The following is a 17,107-nucleotide window of genomic DNA, read 5'->3' on the forward strand; positions in this document are numbered from 1 at the left end:
GCGCGAAGTGGGTCGAAACCGCGCGAAGTTGGGGGACGGGACGGGGCTTGGCGCTAGGCCCGCGTGCGTCAGGGTTGAGGGTCGTGGCCGCTCTCGGGGGCCGCGACGGGGTTGGAGCGGGAGGTGAGCGAGGAGCCTTCCATCGGGGTGCGGCCCTTGGACAGCATCAGGCCGATCACGAACAGGGCGGCGAGCAGCAGGGGCCAGCCGAGGACGACCTTGGCGACGCCGAGCAGCACGATGTGGCCGGTCAGGAACAGCGGCAGCTGTATTACGAAGCGGGTCACGTACGGCACGGCCAGCACCGCGGTCAGCTTGCTCGTCATCTTGACCAGGCCGCGGTCGGACATCCAGCCGGTCGGGTCCCCGATCGCGGCGCCGATGATGAAGCCCACCAGCGGCTTGCGGATCGCGATGGTGAACGCCGAGATCAGCGCCAGGAACCCGTTGTAGAGGATCCCGGGCAGGAACACGTCCTCGGCCCGGCCGGTCCTGGCGGCGATGATGGCCGCGATCGCGGTCGGGAAGATGGCCTGCAGCACGAAGCGGACGCTCTGTCGCTGGACGAGCCGGATCAGCCCGAGCACGACGGCGGTGGCCAGCGCAGCACCCAGCGATAGATAGAGCGGCGAGAGCGGCAGCCCCGTGCGGTCCCGGCTGACCACCCAGACCACAGTGAACGCGATGAACGGCAGCGCGGACTCCAGCATGCCGCGGGGTCCGCCGAGGGACTTCGACAACTGGTAGCGGACGAACTCCTCGACGTAGTCGAACTGGGGCTCGGCAGGCCTCTCCGCAGATCGGGGGTCGGCGACCTCCGGGCGCGGCATCGGCTCCGTCATGCGCAGATCCGGGCCGTGCAACGCGCGGCGGGGCGCGGGTTGACCGGGCGCTGGCTGACCGGGCGCTGGGTGAGTGGGCGCTGGGTGAGCCGGCGCTGGGTGAGCGGGCGGGGGGCGACGGAGCCGGGGTCGATGGAGTTCATACGGGGTGAATTATGCCCGCACCACCGGCCGCGGACGTGATCGAGCGAATCAGGACGCGGCCGGAGCGTGCAGGATCTCGTATTTCGGGTTGTACATCAGCCGGCGGCCGTCCTGACAGCTGATCCGGCCGGACACCTTGATCATCTGACCGGGGTCGATGCCGGGGATCTGCCGGCGGCCGAGCCAGACCAGCGTGACCGCGCCGGACCCGTCGCGGAGCTCGACCTCCAGCGCGGGATGACCGGCCCGCGGCGCGATGGTCAGCGTCGAGACCGTGCCGGTCAGGTTCACCACCTGGCGGTCCTCGCAGTTGCGGATCGGAACCGCGCCCTCGTGCTGCACGGCCTTCTGCAGGTCCTCGGACTCCAGCTCCTCATTGCTCTGCGCCAGCCGGCGCAGCGCCCGCTGCAGCATGTTCTCGGTACCCACCTCAGTGCCTCCTGCACCCAGATCGTTCCGCTTTCAAGCATCCCACCAAAACGGCGCAGACGTTAGCCCACCGACAGGGCGATACCCAAACCGAGACCTGTGAGACGAGCACTCACTCGATGATCCCTGTGCGTGCTCAGCGCGCGCCGACCCCTACTCCGAGGGGGTGAGATCCTCCGGGAGCTTCAGCGCGAGCAGGTCGCCCGGGCCCATCGCCTGGTCGCCGCGGCGGACGACCACGGAGCGGAACGCGGTGAGGAACTGGGCCACCGGAGGCTCGACGCCCTCCTCCAGAGCGGCCTGGCCGTAGACGATTCCGCGCAGCAGCCAGCGCGGGCCTTCGACAACCCACATCCGAGACGGTTGATAGCCCTCCTCGCCGGTCGGCGTGGTGACCGGGATGATCCGGCGCAGCTCGACACCGAACGGTCCCTCGGTCAGCGCGACCGAGCCGCCGGCCTCGGTGGTGGCCTCGATCAGGTCCTGGCGCAGCTCGGGCCAGTAGCCGCCGCTGCGCGGCGCCGCGTACGCCCCGATCTCCAGCGCCGAGTCGTCGTGCACGAGCATCGCGGACACGATGGCCTGGGTCGCCTCGTCGACCTGGAGCCGGAGCTCCGCACCGGGGAATCCGGTGACGATGATGCTGCCCAGGTCGATCCGGGGCAGTCCCTCCGGCGGGTCCTCGTCGAGGTCCACCTCGGCGACGTCGTACGGCCCGGCGCCGCGCCAGTCCCGCCCGTCCAGGTCGTCGACATCGAGCTCGTCGGACTCCTCGGAGTCGTCCACCCCTTCGGCATCGGGACCCTCGTCCGCCCGCTCGGCGTCGTCCTCGGACTCCTCGGACTCCTCCGACTCCTGGTCGAGCTCCTCGACCACGTCGTCGGAGTCGCGGTTCTTGCGCCGCCGGAAGATCATCGGGCCACTCCCTCTACCTCGGTCGGATCGAGACGGCCGGCCGGATCGAGACCACCGGTCGACCCGTGCCCGCCCTCGCCGCGCTCGGTCGCGTCCAGACCCTCGACCGGGACGAACCGCGCCCGGATCACCGGCTGGACCACCAGCTGCGCGATCCGGTCACCTCGTCCGATCCGCAGAGCCGTGCTGCTGTCGGTGTTCAGCAGGCACACCAAGATCTCGCCGCGATAGCCCGCGTCGACAGTTCCCGGGGCGTTGACGATGGTCAGCCCGTGCCGAGCGGCCAGCCCGGACCGCGGGTGGACGAACGCCGCGTACCCGTCCGGGACGGCGACCGCGACGCCGGTGCGGACCAGCCGGCGTTCCCCCGGCTGCAGGACCACGTCCTCGGCGGAGGAGAGGTCGGCACCGGCATCGCCGGGATGGGCGTACGTCGGCAGCGCGAGACCGGGATCCAGCTGTCGCACCGGAACCGGCAGGCCCGTGGGCGGTGCGTCGATCACCCGCGACACCCTACTGGAGAGCCCGGCTGCCGAGCGCCTCGGTGAGCGCCGCCGAGAGCGCCCGCGGGCGCCGGGTCGAGATCAGCCAGTAGGGCACCGGGTCGTCGGGGTCGTCGAGGGTCACCTCAACGGACGTTCCGACGTACGGCCGCAGCACTAGATAGGCCCGGGCGTCCGCATCGACCCCGGTCCGGGCCCTGGTCTGCCCCGCGTCCAGCGCACGCGCGGCGCCGAGATAGGCCAGTTCGATCCGCGCCCGGCCGACTCGGAGCCAACGCCCGTCGAAATCGACGACGATGGCGGCCCAGCCGTGCAGCACCGCTACCAGGCCGGCCGCCGCGATCGCCGCGACCACGCCGGCCCAGACCGGGCCGAGATAAAACAGCACCGCGACCGGAAAGGTGCCGGCGACGAGGGCGCCGATCACCCACCACAGCAATGGCGGGGTAAGCCGTTCGCGGAAGCGCATGATGGCTAACGTAGCCAACGAGACCGAGATCGCGAGCGGCGAGACTCGCGCGACGTAGGAGGACCGCAATGGGCACCACCGACAAGCTGATGGGCAAGGTTTACACCGGGGTGATCGGCGCCGTCACCACGATCGTGGCGCAGCGGCTCGTCACGCTGGCCTGGAAGACGATCACCGGCAAGGAGCCGCCCTCGCCGACCAATCCGGAGACGTCGGCCGCAGCCGCGGTCACCTGGGTCGTGGCGAGCGGGATCGGGGTAGGCGTTGCCCAGCTGTTCGCTCAGCGGTTCGCCGCCCGGCACTGGCACAACGAGACCGGCCTGGACGCGCCGGACAGCACGATCAAGGTCAAGGTCTGAGGCAAGGTCAAGGTCTGAGGCAAGGTCAAGGTCCGAGGCACGATCGAGGTCTGAGCCGAGATCGAGCCTGAGCGGGGCGGATCCGCGTCGTCGCCGATCCGCCCCCGTCGGCGGCGGGATCAGCCCGCGCAGTCGTAGCAGTACGCGTCGCCGTTCGGCCGCTCCTCGGCCAGCTGGCTGCGGTGCCGGACCAGGAAGCAGCCGGCACAGGTGAACTCGTCGGACTGGCGGGGCAGCACGCGCACCGTCAGCTCCTCGTGGGAGAGGTCCGCCCCCGGTAGCTCGAAAGCCTCCGCGGCCTCGGCCTCGTCCTCGTCGACCTTCCCCGAGTTCTTATCGTTCCGCCGAGTCTTGAGCTCCTCGATGCTGTCCTCGTTGAGTTCCTCGTCGGTCTTGCGTGGGGCGTCGTAATCGGTCGCCATCATTCCCTTCCCGGGCTGGTCGGCCCAGTTCTTCACCCTGGACTCGATGCGCATGCATATCACATCTGTCAAGCTCGCGCGCGAGTTGGGGACCGGCGCCTATAACGCGCCGCGGGACACAAAATTCCCCGCAGGGTCCGGGCTCAAACCACGGGCGCCGAGCCCCCGCTCAGACCGCCGCGTGCGCAGCGGTCTGGCACAGCGCCGGACGCGCCGGATCGCGCAGGTTCGGACAGCAATCGGCCGGGCAGACGTAGCGTCCGACGGGCCCACCCGGCACGGCCGCGGGCGTGACGTCCTCGTCGCGGGCGACGGCCGCGCGTTCGGCCAGCAGATCGAGCAGCGCCCCGACGAAGGCCGGGTGGGTGCCGGCCGTGGCCGCGCGGGCCACCGGCAGGCCGATCTCGGCTGCGGTAGCGACCGCTTCGGTGTCGAGGTCGTAGACCACCTCCATGTGGTCGGAGACGAAGCCGATCGGCACCAGGACCGCGCCACCGGCCCCGGCGGCCGCGAGCCCGCGCAGGTGATCGTTGACGTCCGGCTCGAGCCAGGGCTGGGACGGTGGCCCGGACCGGGAGCAGAACACCAGGTCGTGGTCGTACGTCGTGCCGCGCCGGGCGCCGACCTCGCCGGCGACCGCCCGCGCCACCGTTTGGTGCCACTCCAGGTAGCCGCCGTCGCCGGGCCCGGAGGTGTCCGACATCGCCGTCGGGATCGAGTGCGTCACGAACACCAGCCGGACCGGACCGACTCCGGCGCTCGCGTCCAGCCGGTCGAGCGCCTCCGTCGTGGCGTCCACCGACGCGGCCACGAAGCCAGGATGGGTCGCGTACTGCCGGATCCGGTCGACCGCGACATCGAGGTCGCCGGCGGTCCCGTTCCGGACAGCGTCGTAGAGGTTCTCCCGGTACTGCCGGCACGACGAGTACGACGGGTAGGCACTGGTGGTCAGGGCGAGCACCCGGTGGTGCCCGTCCGCGACGATCTCGGCCAGCGTGTCGGCCAGGAACGGGTGCCAGTTCCGGTTGCCCCAGTAGACCGGAACGGAGCAGCCCCGCTCGGCCAGGCCGGTGCGCAGGGCGGCGAGCAGCGCGCGGCACTGGTCGTTGATCGGGCTCCGGCCACCGAAGCCGAAGTAGTGCTCGCCGACCTCGACCAGCCGTTCGCGGGGGATGCCCCGCCCGCGGGTGACGTTCTCCAGGAACGGCACGACTTCCTCAGCCGCCTCCGGCCCACCGAACGAGACCAGGACGACCGCGTCGTAGGGCGACAGGTCGATCCTGCTGGGGGATTCCGGCGATGTCACGCGGTCGATCATGACATGTCCCCCACAGCGCTCCGGTTCTAAATCGTTTGAGGAAACCTGCCCGGATCGGGAAGACTGCCGCACTGTCGGTGGTTGGGTCTACCGTCAGCGTGTCATGGGTGAAGGGATGGATAGGTCGTGAAGTCGGCGATGACTCGAGCGTTCGGTGCGTACGGCGCGGTGCTGTCGGATCCGAGCGCGCGACGTTTCACGCTGGCCGGCCTGCTGGCCCGGCTCCCCCTGTCGATGACCGGTCTCGGCATCGTGCTGCTGATCTCGCTGACCACCGGGTCCTTCGGCCGCGCCGGACTGGTGACCGCCTGCGCGACCCTGACCGCGGCAGTGGTGCTGCCCTGGTGGGGACGGCGGATCGACCGGATCGGGCAGGCCCGGGTGCTGGTGATCGCTGCGGTGCTGGCCGCCGTCGGCCTGACCGGCGTCACCGCCACGGTGCTGCTCGGCATGCCGTTGTGGCTGACCTGCCTGGCCGCGGTGGTCAGCGGTCTGGGCGCCACCTCGGCGGGTTCGGCGGTGCGCGCACGCTGGACCTATCTGCTGCGCGAGCGTGAGCCCGGCCAGCTGAACACGGCGTACTCCCTCGAGGCCGTGTTCGACGAAGTCGTGTTCATCGTCGGGCCGGTGCTGGTCACCTTCCTCGCCACCGCGATCCATCCGGCCTTCGCCCTCGGCGTGGTCGTGGTGCTCGGGCTTGCCGGGGCCATCGCGCTCGCGGTCCAGCGCGGCACCGAGCCGCCGCTCGCCGTGCCCGCGGTCGGGCACGACCGGGCGAGCGCCCGGCTCTCGCTCAGGTTCCTGATCTCGGTCATGCTCGCCTGCGCAGCGCTCGGCGCACTGTTCGGCGGGATGGAGGTCGTCGTGGTGGCGTTCGCCCGCGAGCACGACATCCTCCCCTACGCCGGCGCGATCTTGATGGTATGGGCGGCCGGATCCCTGATCGCCGGGCTCGTCACCGGCACCATCCACTGGAAGGTCGGCCCGCGCCGGCGGTTCCGGGTCGGCGCCGTGCTGCTGGCCGCGTCCGTGCTGCCGCTGCTGTTCGTCGACCACCCGGTCGGCGTCGCCGGCCTGCTGCTGCTCAGCGGGCTGGCCATCGCGCCGACCCTGATCTCGTCGGTGGCGCTGACCCAGTCCAGCGTGCCGGCGTCCCGGCTCACCGAGGCGCTCGGCTGGACGAGCATGGGGATGGCGACCGGGGTGGCGCTGGGTGCTGCCGTGCTCGGCCGGGTGATCGACGGCTGGGGCGCCCGCGGTGGGTTCATGGCCATGGTCGGCGTCGCCCTGCTGCTGGTGGCCTCGGCGCTGGCGATCCGCACGCCGGCGAAGCAGCTCAGAGCCGAGCCAGGTACTCCCGCAGTCGTTCCGGACCCGATCGGGGCCGAAAACCTGTCGCGATGATCTTGTCCAGCGCGAGCGCGCTGTGCCGCGGCCGCGGGGCGAGGCTCTTGCCCGCCCCGTAGGCCTCGGAGGTCACGCCGGTGACCACGTTCGCCGGCCGGCCGCGCGCGGCGAAGACCTCGCGGGCGATGTCGGCCCAGGTCTGCACCGGACCGTCGGAGGACAGGTTGTACGTCCCGAACGGGACGCCGCCGGCGACGAGGTGGACGATCCCTGCCGCCAGGTCGTCGGTGAAGGTGAGCCGGCCGAATTGATCGTCGACCACGCCGGGCTCGATCCCACGGTCGGCCAGCGAGGCCATCGTGCGGACGAAGTTGTGGCCCTCGCCGATCACCCAGCTGGTGCGCACGATGTAGTGCCGGGGCAGGGTGGCCACCAGTGCGTCGCCGGCCGCCTTGGTCTGGCCGTAGACACCCAGCGGCGAGAACGGCTCGTCCTCGGGGTGCAGTTCGGTGGTGCCGTCGAAGACGTAGTCCGAGGAGATCTGTACCAGGGTGAACCGGTGCTCGGCCGCGGCCCGAACCAGCGCGGCCACCCCGGTGACGTTGGCCGCCCACGCATCCCGCCGGCCGTCGGCGGTCTCGGCGGCGTCGACCTTGGTATGCGCGGCCGCGTTGACCACCACACCGAACGGGGCGAAGTCGAACGCGGCGACCGACGCCGGGTCGGCGAGGTCGAGCTCCGCCCGGCCGACAGCGACCGCGTCCGGCAGCGCGGCCCGCAGGGCGGTGCCCAGCTGGCCGCCCGCGCCGACGATCAGCGTGGGCCGCGGCCGCATCGGCACCGCGTCCGCCAGCCGCGGGTGGGCCTTGTCGGCGTCGGAGAGCTCGCACCGGTCGAGCGGGATCGGCCAGTCGATGGCGAGGGTCTCGTCCGCGGCATTGACGAAGGTGTAGGAGTCCTTGGCGGCCAGGCTCCAGTGGTCGTTGACCAGATAGGAGTAGGCGGTGCCCGGCTCCAGGGTCTGGAAGGCGTTGCCGACGCCGCGGGGGACGTACACGGCGGTCTCCGGGCCGATCTCCCGGGTGACCACCGCGCCGAACGTCTCCCCCGGCCGCAGATCCACCCAGGCGCCGAAGATCCGCCCGGTGGCGACGCTGACCAGCTTGTCCCACGGCTCGGCATGTACGCCGCGGGTGACCCCGGCGGCGGCGTTGTAGGACACGTTGTTCTGCACGGGCCCGAAGTCCGGCAGCCCGAGCGCGGTCAGCTTCGCCCGCTGCCAGTTCTCCTTGAACCAGCCCCGGTTGTCCCCGCGGACATCCAGGTCGATCACCAGCAGCCCGGGAATGGCCGTGCGATGCACGGCGAGCTCAGTCATCGGAGAGGCATCCTTGAACTAGAGGATCTCATGGCGACGAGCGAAGCCTCTCGGGAGTGAAGAGCGATTCCGCGCGACACGCTTTTCGTCGCTCGGAATCGCGATGAACGAGCGAGACTTCGCGAAGCTCGGAGCCGCGAACGGAGCGCGGAGCGCGACCAGAAATCATTGATTCAGCACCGCGTACTTGGCCTCGGTCTCCGCCTTCTGCGGCCGCCACCAGGCCTGGTTGTCGACGTACCACGCGATAGTGTCGGCCAGGCCGGCGGTGAAGTCGGAGAACCGTGGCGCCCAGCCCAGCTCGGTCCGCAGCCGGGTGGAGTCGATCGCGTAGCGCAGGTCGTGCCCGGCGCGGTCGGTGACGTGGTCGTACGCGTCCCGCGGCCGGCCCATCAGCTCGAGGATGGTCTGCACGACCTCGAGGTTGTTCTTCTCCCCGTCCGCGCCGATCAGGTAGGTCTCCCCGATCCGGCCGCGCTCGCTGATCAACAGCACCGCGGCCGAGTGGTCGTCGGCGTGGATCCAGTCTCGGACGTTCTGGCCCGCACCATACAGCCGAGGCCGGACGTCGGCGATCACGTTGGTGATCTGCCGCGGGATGAACTTCTCCACGTGCTGGTACGGCCCGTAGTTGTTCGAGCAGTTGCTGATCGTCGCCTGCACCCCGAAGCTGCGGACCCAGGCCCGGACCAGCAGGTCCGAGCCGGCCTTGGTCGAGGAGTACGGGCTCGACGGGTTGTACGGCGTGGACTCGGTGAACCGCTCAGGATCGTCCAGCTCCAGGTCGCCGTACACCTCGTCGGTGGAGATGTGGTGATAGCGCTTCTCGTGCCGGCGAACGGCCTCCAGCAGCGTGTACGTCCCGATCAGGTTGGTCTGCAGGAACGGCCAGGGGTCCCGCAGCGAGTTGTCGTTGTGCGACTCCGCGGCGAAGTGGATCACCCGGTCGGCCCGGCCGACGAGCCCGTCGACCAGGTCCGCGTCGCAGATGTCGCCCTGGACGAACGTGAGCCGGTCCTCCGGCAGCCCGTCCAGCGACGCCCGGTTGCCGGCGTAGGTCAGCTTGTCCAGCACGGTGACGTGATCGTCCGTGGCGCCGAGCACGTGGCGGACGAAGTTGGAGCCGATGAACCCGGCGCCACCGGTCACGAGCAGATCAGACACCGGCGGGCTCCAGCGAACGGGCACACGGCAGACGGTCGTTCTTTCGCATGGCGGTCATCCTAAGTGGCCGGCTGTCCGCGCGCGGGTCCTGACGAATCTCGTGAGGTGGCTCACGCGGACCCGTACCTGCTTGACGCCCCGACGGAGGGGTACGGGCCACACGACGAAAGGACAGGCAATGACGAGCACGCGGATGGATCCCGATGACCCGCGCGGCCCGGCGGCGGCGACCCCGCGCAATGGCGAGCCTGCGAACGACACCGCTCCCACCATCCCCGCGGACCGTCCGGCGACCGTCGGTACCGCCGAACCCGACGGCACTGCGGTGCCGCTCGATTCGCGGACCCGCGTTCGCCGGCAGCGCGAACAGTTCGGCGGCCTGAAGGTCGGTTCGTGCTTCTTCGGCTGGTTGGCCGCCACCGGGATGGTGGTCGTGCTCACGGCCCTGGTCGCAGCGGTCGGCGCCGCGCTCGGCTGGACCCGGGCAGTCGACGTCGACCAGGCCAGTGCGAATGCGAGCACGGTCGGTTGGGTCGGCGCCATCGCCTTGCTGGTGGTGATCTTCATCGGCTACTACTGCGGTGGTTACGTCGCCGGTCGGATGGCACGGTTCCACGGCGCCCGGCAGGGGCTGGGCGTCTGGCTGTGGGCCGTGGTGATCGCCGTCGTACTCGGCATCATCGGGCTGATCGCCGGCGCCCAGTTCGACCTGACGAACCAGCTCACGGCGCTGCCGCGGCTGCCCGTCGACCAGGGAGCACTCACCCTCGGTGGCGTTCTGACGGCGGCCGGCGTCGTCGTGGTCAGCCTGGTCGGCGCGATTCTGGGTGGCCTCGCGGGCATGCGCTTCCACCGCCGCGTCGACCGTCTGGACGTCACGGACTGAACCGCCTCCCGCCGGTCCGCCATCGCCCACCGGGTCGGGCGCGCCGGGTGCGGCGGCACGAGCCCTAGCATTAGGGCCCATGCGCGGCATCATCCTGGCGGGCGGCTCCGGCACGCGACTGCACCCGGTCACCCTCGGCCTGTCCAAACAGCTGGTCCCGGTCTACGACAAGCCGATGATCTACTACCCGCTGTCGACGCTGATCTTCGCCGGCATCCGCGACGTGCTGGTGATCACGACCCCGCACGACGCGCCCGGGTTCGAGCGGCTGCTCGGCGACGGTTCCCAGTTCGGGATCTCGATCAGCTACGCCCGGCAGCCGTCGCCGGACGGCCTGGCCCAGGCGTTCGTGATCGGCGCCGACTTCCTCGGCCACGACACCGCCGCCCTGGTGCTCGGCGACAACATCTTCTACGGACCCGGCCTGGGCACCCAGCTGCGGAAGTTCAACCAGGTCGACGGCGGCGCCGTGTTCGCCTACTGGGTGGCCGAGCCGTCGGCGTACGGCGTGGTCGAGTTCGACGCCGCCGGGAAGGCGATCTCGCTGGAGGAGAAGCCGGCCGAGCCGAAGTCGAACTACGCCGTACCCGGCCTGTACTTCTACGACAACGACGTGATCGAGATCGCCCGGAACCTGCGGCCGTCGCCGCGTGGGGAGTACGAGATCACCGACGTCAACCGGCACTATCTGCAGGCGGGCAAGCTGCAGGTCGGGGTGCTCCCGCGCGGCACGGCCTGGCTCGACACGGGCACCTTCGACTCGCTCAACGACGCGAACAACTTCGTCCGCACGCTGGAGTCACGGCAAGGACTCAAGGTGGGAGCTCCCGAGGAGGCGGCCTGGCGGATGGGCTTCCTGTCGGACGAGGAGCTGGTGGAGCGGGCGACCGCACTGTCGAAGTCCGGATACGGCGTCTATCTGCTCGACCTGGTCCTGCGCGAGCGGGCGAACCGCCCCGCGTAGGCGACCGCAGATGTGGCACACCGTCGCCGGCGGCGTCATCGTCGTCGTCACGCTGGTGCTGATGACCACGGGCCGGGTCCGTCCGGTGATCGCGCTCGGCTGTGCCCTCGTGGTCGCCGGGATACTACGGATCGCGCCGGCCTCGGCCCTGTTCGGCGGGCTCAGCAACGGTGGCGTGATCACCGTGGGCGCCATGCTGGTGATCGCCAAGGGCGTCGTCCAGACCGGGGTCGTCGCCCGGATCACCCGGCGGCTGCTCGCCACCGTGCACACCGCCCAGCAGGCGCTGCGGAGGCTCGCGGCACCGGTCGGCGTCGCCTCGGCGCTGATGAACACCACCCCGATCGTGGCCATGCTGATTCCGGCCACCAAGAGCCTCGAGCAGACCCGGAACATCCCGGCCCGCCAGGTGATGCTGCCGATCGCCCACATCACGACCCTGACCGGCTCGGTCACCCTGATCGGGACCAGCTCCAACCTGCTCATCGCCGGCATCGCGGCCGGCAGCGGCGTGTCGATGTCCATGCTGTCATTCGCGCCGGTCGCGCTGCCGACCGCCGTCGTCGGAGCGGTGGTGATCTATGTCGCCGCCCGGCTGCTCAGGACTCCGGTGGCCGGTGCGGAGGTCGTGCTCGACTGGCGGGTGGAGATTCCCGTGGCGGCCGGTGCCCGGATCATCGGCCGCACCCCGGGCGACGTGGCGCTGGCCACGGCACGCGACTACGCGGTCGTCAACGTGCGGCGCGACGGGGACTACCTGCCGCCGGACGTCGCGATCGCGGCCGGCGACCGGCTGGTCTTCCAGGCCACCGAGGCCGGCGTGAAGGCCCTCTGGGGCAGCCCGCTGCTCGGTCTGAAGCCGCACCGGCTGTATGCCGTGTCGATCCGGTCCGGGGACGAGAACGGTTTCCTCGCCGACCTGGAGGAGGACGGGACGATCCAGGTCGTCGCGGCTCAGACCACGGTGTCGCTGCGCCGCACCTCGATGCTGCCGGGGTCGACCTGCTATCTCGCCGCCGCCGACCCGGACGTTCTGCGCGGCGTCGAGGCGATCGCGCTGTGGCAGGACGCGGCCAGCCGGGCGCCGCAGCCGCGCAAGACCTGGATCGCGCTGTCGATCCTGGCCGCGGTCGTGATCACCGCCTCGATCGGGCTCGTGCCGGTCGAGTTCGGATCGGTCGGCGGCGCCCTGCTGATGGTGCTGACCGGGGTGCTCACGCCGCGGTCTGCGGGGCGGGCGTTGGACTGGAACATCTTGTTCGTGCTGGCCGGATCGGTCGGGCTGGGCGCGATCGTGCTGAGCAGCGGGCTGGCCGACCTGCTGGCCGCCGGCATTCGTACGCTCTCGGCCGGCAGCGCGCTGCTGGTCGTGCTGGTCTTCGCGCTGATCACGACCGTACTGACGAACCTGGTCACGAACGCCGCCGCCGCGTCGATCCTGACCCCGGTCGCGCTCAGCCTGGCCACCGAGCTCGGGGTGAACCCGGCGACCCTGCTGGCGCTGATCGGCACCTGCATCTCGTTCACCTTCATCACCCCGTTCAGCCACCAGTCGAACCTGATGGTGATGGGGCCGATGGGCTACACGACCAAGGAGTTCGTCCGGTTCGGGGTGCCGGTGCTGATCGCGGCGCTGATCACCGCCACCGTGGTCGCCACCCTGCTCAAATAGCCCAGGGCAGTCGACTCAGGGCAGCCGACTCAGGGCAGTCGACTCAGGGCAGCCGGCAGACGGCCGAGTATCCCTGCGAGACGAGCCCGAGCGCCGAGTTGAACCGGGAGCGCGAGTTCTCGTTCGCGACCACCATGGCCAGCTCGACCAGGCCGGCGTCGCCGAGCGCGGTCCGCAGCGGCTCGACCAGCTCGTCGCTCACCTCGCCCGGGGTGGCGGTGGCCGCGATCGCGAACTCGATCACCCGGCGCTCCAGCTCGCTGAACCGGTCCGACTCCCGCCAGTCCGCCACGGCTCGGAGCTTCTCGATGTCGGCGCCCTTCCGGTGAGCGGCGAAGTAGCCGAAGTCGACGCACCAGCTGCACCCGATCTCCATCGCCGTCGCCATCTCGGCCAGGAACTTCAGCTCCTCGGGCACGGCGTCGAACCTCGCGATCTTGCGTTCGTGGCTCAAGGTGGCCAGCAGCACCTTGCGGTTGGCGGCCATCGCCCAGCCGTTGTCCGGCACCTGGCCGTACAGCTTGCCGGCGAACCAGCCGAGCGCCTTGGCGAACAGCCCGGGTGGCTGGTCGATCGGCACCCGCGCCAGCCGGCGGCGCGCCTCGAGCTCCACTCCTGGGCCGGGGCCCGCGATCGTTCCGGTCATGTCTGCACCTCTCTCGAATCCGTTGTCGTGCAGGAGACGACGCTGGGTGGCCGTCTGTGACATCGAGTTGTCAGGCTCTCGGCGAGCTATAGCGCGCTGAGAACCTGACAACTCGGCTGGCGCGGGTCAGCGGCGGCCGCGGCGGGCGCGCAGGTAGTCGGCGACGACGTACTCCCCCAGCCGGCCGATGTCGGGGGTGAAGACCCGGCCGCCGCAGCGCCGGGCGAGCGCGTCGACGAACCGGGCCAGCCCCGGGTCCTCGCCGAGCATGAAGGTGTTGATGGTGGCGCCGTAGCGGGCCAGCTCGTCCACCTCGCGGATGGTCTCCCGGATCGTCTCCGGCGTGCTCGGCCAGTGGAACACCGCGGAGCCGTCGCCGGCCAGGTGGGCCGTCGGTTCGCCGTCGGTGATCACCAGGACGACGGGCTCGGCGTCGGGATGCCGGCGCAGGTGCCGGGAGGCCAGCATCAGCGCGTGCTGCAGGTTGGTGCCCTGGATCCACTCCGGTTCGACCTCGGCCAGCTCGACCGGACTCAGCCGGCGGGCGAACCGGTTGAAGCCGATCACCTGCAGAGCGTCCTGCCGATAACGCGTCTCGATCAGGTGGCTGAGCGCGAGCGAGGTCTGCTTCATCGGCCCCCAGCGGCCGTCCTGCACCATCGAGAACGACAGGTCGACGCAGAGCGCTACGGCCGCGCCCGTGCGCCGCTCGGTCTCGGTCACCTCGAAGTCCTCGACCGTGAGGGTGAGTGCGGGGGTATGCCCTTCGACAAGCTCAGGGCGCGTCATGCGGAGCTCAGGGCGCGTCATGCGGAGCTCAGGGCGCGTGCGGGCGTCGAAGCGCACGCCGGAGCGGCGCAGCGCGTTGGAGACCGTCCGCGGGGCGTCGATCGGCAGCTCGTCGCCGAAGACCCACGGCCGGGTCAGCCCGGTCGGCTCGTCCGCCGAGCCGGTCCGGTGGTCGTCGTGGTCCCCGTGCCCGGTGGCCTCGATCTGGGCGAACACGCGGCGGAGCGCGGTCTGGCCCAGCCGGCGTACGGCCCGGGGGGTCAGTCGCAACCCGTCGTCGCCGCGCTGCAGGTATCCCTGCTGCTCCAGCTCGCGCTCCAGCTCCCGCAGCCCTTCGAGCTCGCGGGCCGCGCCGGCACCGAGCCGCCGCTCCACCAGCTCCACATCGACGTCGTCCAGCGTCGAACCGGCATAGTTCTGCGACAGCTGGGCCTGCAGCGCCTCCAGGTCGGCGATCTCGGCCACCGCCTCGACCGCCTCGCCGTAACCCAGCGGCGGCCCGTCGCCGCGCATCTGCACCGGCGACTCCCGGTCCAGTCCCGGACGCAACGCCCGCAGGTTGTCCGCCAGCTGGGCCATCTCCGAGGCCAGGTCGGCGTCGGCGAGCGCCTGGCTCATCAGCTGGGCGAGCTGCTCGCGCTGCTCCGGCGACAACGACGCCATCATCCGCTGGGCGGCGGCCTGCTGCCGGGCCAGCGCGTCGATCAGCTCCTCGACGTTCTCGGGATTCTCCGGGAAGAAGTCGCCGTGCTTGGCCATGAAGTCGGCGAACTGGTCGGTGGTGTCCTCCTGCCGGGCGTGCGCGGCGAGCAGGGAGTTCAGGTCGGCCAGCATGTCCTTGACGGCCTGCATCGCGGCCGAGTCCGGGTTCTCCAGCGCCTCCTTCATGCCCGCGAACTGGGACCCCAGGGTCTCCCGGCGGAGCATGTCCTGGATGGACTGGTAGAGCCGGCGTGCCTCGGGCGAGTGCCAGTCGTAGTCGTTCAGCGCCCGGACCGCGCCGGCGGTGTCGTCCGGCACGGTGGCCAGCTCCATCTCGGCCAGCCGGGCGTCGTCGCCCTCCTCACCGGCGAGGGTCTCCTGCTCGGCGGCGAGCGCCTGGTCCAGCGCGGCCCGGATCTGGTCCAGCGCTCCGCCGAGGTCACCGCGCCGCCGGGCCGCGGCCCGCAGCTTGCGGACTCGTTCCAGCAGCTTGTCCAGCCCGCCCCTGCCGTCCAGCCCCTCGCGCATCAGCCGCTGCAGGGCGTCGCGCAGGTTGCCGTCGGCCAGCACCTCCTCACCGATCCGGTCGACGGCCTCGCGGACGTCGTACGGCGGCGCGAGCGGGTCCGCCCCGCCCCGCCAGGGACCGTAGCGGAACCGCCCGTGCGGCCCGGGCCGCTCGGGCATCTCAGGCCGCCCCGTATACCGTACGTCCGTTCACGGTCTCCTTCTGTAGCCGCCTGGTCAGATGCAGGCCCTCCAGGGTGAACTCGACGGCCGCCGCGATCTGGCCGCGGGTGGCGTCGTCGCGGTAGCCGAGCCGGTCCAGCACCTTGGACAGCCCGGGCACGCTGCCGATCTGGGACAGCAGCTCGGTCGCCGGAACCAGCTCGCCGGTCTCTACCATCGCGCCCTCGGCGAACACGCTGGTGAAGCCGGAGAGGTCCAGGCCGGACAGCCGGTGCCGGAAGACGGCCGCGGTCGCCATCCGGAGCAGGTGCTCCAGCACGGCCCGCTCCCGGCCCTCCTCCCCCATCTCGAACTCGATCTTGCCCAGCAGGGTGGGCACCACGACGCCGACGTCGCCGATCCGGGCGACCGGGTCGTGGTCCGGCGTCCGCGCGGCCCGGCGCAGCGCGGCCGCCGACACCCCTTCCACGGCGGCGATCGAGAACCGGGCAGACACCCCCGAGCGCTGGTCCACCGAGGCCGACTCGCGCAGGTTTCGAGTAAGCGTCGCGATCACCTCGAGCAGGTGGTCGCCGACCTCGGCCACCGTCGCCGACTCCTGCCGCAGCAGCGCGACCTCGTCGTCGACCTCGGTCAGGTAATGGGTCCGCAGCTCCGCGCCGAACCGGTCCTTCAGCGGGGTGATGATCCGGCCGCGGTTGGTGTAGTCCTCCGGGTTGGCGGTCGAGGCCAGCAGCAGGTCGAGCGGGAGCCGCAGCGAGTACCCGCGGACCTGGATGTCGCGCTCCTCCAGCACGTTGAACAGCGCGACCTGGATCCGCTCGGCCAAGTCCGGCAGCTCGTTCAGCCCGAAGATCCCTCGGTTCGCCCGTGGCACCAGGCCGTAGTGCACCGTCTCCGGATCGCCGAGCGTGCGTCCCTGGGCGACCTTCACCGGGTCCACGTCGCCGATCAGGTCGCCGACGCTGGTGTCGGGTGTGGCGAGCTTCTCGGTGTAGCGATCGTCGCGGTGCCGCCAGGCGATCGGCAGGTCGTCGCCGAGTTCGACGGCCAGCGCGGTGCAGCGGACGCAGACCGGTCGGACCGGGTCGTCGTGGATCTCGCACCCGGCGACCTCGGGGCTCCACTCGTCCAGCAGGCCGGTCAGCGTTCGCATCAGCCGGGTCTTCCCCTGGCCGCGCTCGCCCAGCAGCATCAGGTCGTGACCGGCGAGCAGCGCGGTCTCGAGCTCGGGTAGCACGGTGTCGTCGAAGCCGACGATGCCGGGAAACGCGGTGTCGCCAGCCCGCAGCCGGGCGACGAGATTGGCGCGGATCTCTTCCTTGACCGTCCGCGGCCGGTATCCGGTGTCCAGCAGCTGGCCCAGGGTGGCGGGCCCCGGGTGATGAGCCGCCGGGTGATCAGTCTGTGCCGTCATACCGGCGACGCTACTCCGCGACCAAACGGGCTTGCGCGACCACTATTCAGT

The 17,107-nt window shown here is 71.0% G+C and carries 17 protein-coding genes; 5 read left to right on the top strand and 12 right to left on the bottom strand.

What is annotated here, in order from left to right:
- Nucleotides 1-68 precede the first annotated feature (68 nt).
- From ABD747_RS05945 to ABD747_RS05965, 5 genes are all read right to left on the bottom strand, one after another.
- Nucleotides 69-842: a DUF3159 domain-containing protein gene (locus ABD747_RS05945; protein WP_344802359.1), complete on the bottom strand. Its 774-nt coding sequence runs from the start codon at nucleotides 840-842 to the stop codon at nucleotides 69-71.
- Nucleotides 843-1,034: 192 nt separating this feature from the next.
- Nucleotides 1,035-1,415, bottom strand: a complete 381-nt coding sequence (locus tag ABD747_RS05950) for an OB-fold nucleic acid binding domain-containing protein (RefSeq protein WP_344802361.1) — start codon at nucleotides 1,413-1,415, stop codon at nucleotides 1,035-1,037.
- Nucleotides 1,416-1,568: 153 nt separating this feature from the next.
- The gene (locus tag ABD747_RS05955; protein WP_344802363.1) at nucleotides 1,569-2,330 is read right to left on the bottom strand and encodes a DUF3710 domain-containing protein; all 762 of its coding nucleotides are present in this window, start codon (nucleotides 2,328-2,330) and stop codon (nucleotides 1,569-1,571) included.
- A complete protein-coding gene (dut, locus tag ABD747_RS05960; protein ID WP_425562489.1) occupies nucleotides 2,327-2,809 on the bottom strand; it encodes a dUTP diphosphatase in 483 nt (160 codons plus the stop codon). Before dut ends, ABD747_RS05955 begins: the two co-directional genes overlap by 4 nt.
- 34 nt (nucleotides 2,810-2,843) lie before the next feature.
- Nucleotides 2,844-3,302: a DUF3093 domain-containing protein gene (locus ABD747_RS05965; protein ID WP_344802365.1), complete on the bottom strand. Its 459-nt coding sequence runs from the start codon at nucleotides 3,300-3,302 to the stop codon at nucleotides 2,844-2,846.
- Between the two features lie 68 nt (nucleotides 3,303-3,370).
- On the opposite strand from ABD747_RS05965, the gene ABD747_RS05970 reads away from it, so the two are divergent.
- Nucleotides 3,371-3,661, top strand: a complete 291-nt coding sequence (locus ABD747_RS05970) for a DUF4235 domain-containing protein (RefSeq protein WP_344802367.1) — start codon at nucleotides 3,371-3,373, stop codon at nucleotides 3,659-3,661.
- A 119-nt stretch (nucleotides 3,662-3,780) separates the two neighbouring features.
- Here ABD747_RS05970 and ABD747_RS05975 read toward each other — a convergent pair whose 3' ends face one another.
- Nucleotides 3,781-4,083 carry a DUF4193 domain-containing protein gene (locus ABD747_RS05975; RefSeq protein WP_344802512.1) on the bottom strand — a complete coding sequence of 101 codons (303 nt, stop codon included), beginning with the start codon at nucleotides 4,081-4,083 and terminating at the stop codon, nucleotides 3,781-3,783.
- 169 nt (nucleotides 4,084-4,252) lie between these two features.
- Nucleotides 4,253-5,389, bottom strand: coding sequence for a ferrochelatase (locus tag ABD747_RS05980; RefSeq protein WP_344802369.1), 1,137 nt, complete (start codon nucleotides 5,387-5,389; stop codon nucleotides 4,253-4,255).
- Between the two features lie 150 nt (nucleotides 5,390-5,539).
- Here ABD747_RS05980 and ABD747_RS05985 point away from each other — a divergent pair, with 150 nt between their 5' ends.
- A complete protein-coding gene (locus tag ABD747_RS05985; RefSeq protein ID WP_344802371.1) occupies nucleotides 5,540-6,805 on the top strand; it encodes an MFS transporter in 1,266 nt (421 codons plus the stop codon).
- On the opposite strand, the gene ABD747_RS05990 is transcribed toward ABD747_RS05985, so the two are convergent.
- Both ABD747_RS05990 and rfbB read right to left on the bottom strand, forming a co-directional pair.
- Nucleotides 6,738-8,126, bottom strand: coding sequence for a bifunctional dTDP-4-dehydrorhamnose 3,5-epimerase family protein/NAD(P)-dependent oxidoreductase (locus ABD747_RS05990; protein ID WP_344802373.1), 1,389 nt, complete (start codon nucleotides 8,124-8,126; stop codon nucleotides 6,738-6,740). The genes ABD747_RS05985 and ABD747_RS05990 overlap by 68 nt on opposite strands.
- Nucleotides 8,127-8,291: 165 nt before the next feature.
- Nucleotides 8,292-9,290 carry a dTDP-glucose 4,6-dehydratase gene (gene rfbB / locus ABD747_RS05995; protein ID WP_344802375.1) on the bottom strand — a complete coding sequence of 333 codons (999 nt, stop codon included), beginning with the start codon at nucleotides 9,288-9,290 and terminating at the stop codon, nucleotides 8,292-8,294.
- A gap of 178 nt (nucleotides 9,291-9,468) precedes the next feature.
- On the opposite strand from rfbB, the gene ABD747_RS06000 reads away from it, so the two are divergent.
- From ABD747_RS06000 to ABD747_RS06010, 3 genes are all read left to right on the top strand, one after another.
- Nucleotides 9,469-10,176, top strand: coding sequence for a hypothetical protein (locus ABD747_RS06000; RefSeq protein ID WP_344802377.1), 708 nt, complete (start codon nucleotides 9,469-9,471; stop codon nucleotides 10,174-10,176).
- A gap of 79 nt (nucleotides 10,177-10,255) precedes the next feature.
- Nucleotides 10,256-11,140 carry a glucose-1-phosphate thymidylyltransferase RfbA gene (rfbA, locus tag ABD747_RS06005; RefSeq protein ID WP_344802379.1) on the top strand — a complete coding sequence of 295 codons (885 nt, stop codon included), beginning with the start codon at nucleotides 10,256-10,258 and terminating at the stop codon, nucleotides 11,138-11,140.
- Nucleotides 11,141-11,150: 10 nt separating this feature from the next.
- Nucleotides 11,151-12,812, top strand: coding sequence for an SLC13 family permease (locus ABD747_RS06010; RefSeq protein ID WP_344802381.1), 1,662 nt, complete (start codon nucleotides 11,151-11,153; stop codon nucleotides 12,810-12,812).
- Nucleotides 12,813-12,855: 43 nt separating this feature from the next.
- Here ABD747_RS06010 and ABD747_RS06015 read toward each other — a convergent pair whose 3' ends face one another.
- The 3 genes from ABD747_RS06015 to ABD747_RS06025 all read right to left on the bottom strand — a co-directional run bounded on the left by ABD747_RS06015 (nucleotide 12,856) and on the right by ABD747_RS06025 (nucleotide 17,056).
- A complete protein-coding gene (locus ABD747_RS06015; RefSeq protein WP_344802383.1) occupies nucleotides 12,856-13,458 on the bottom strand; it encodes a carboxymuconolactone decarboxylase family protein in 603 nt (200 codons plus the stop codon).
- 126 nt (nucleotides 13,459-13,584) lie between these two features.
- Entirely contained in the window at nucleotides 13,585-15,636 is a 2,052-nt protein-coding gene (locus ABD747_RS06020) for a vWA domain-containing protein (protein WP_344802385.1), read from the bottom strand.
- Nucleotide 15,637: 1 nt separating this feature from the next.
- A complete protein-coding gene (locus tag ABD747_RS06025) occupies nucleotides 15,638-17,056 on the bottom strand; it encodes a sigma 54-interacting transcriptional regulator (protein ID WP_344802387.1) in 1,419 nt (472 codons plus the stop codon).
- Between the last annotated feature and the right edge of the window lie 51 nt (nucleotides 17,057-17,107).

Origin of the sequence: Microlunatus ginsengisoli, assembly GCF_039537205.1 — a bacterium.
GTDB classification, from domain to species: domain Bacteria; phylum Actinomycetota; class Actinomycetes; order Propionibacteriales; family Propionibacteriaceae; genus Microlunatus; species Microlunatus ginsengisoli.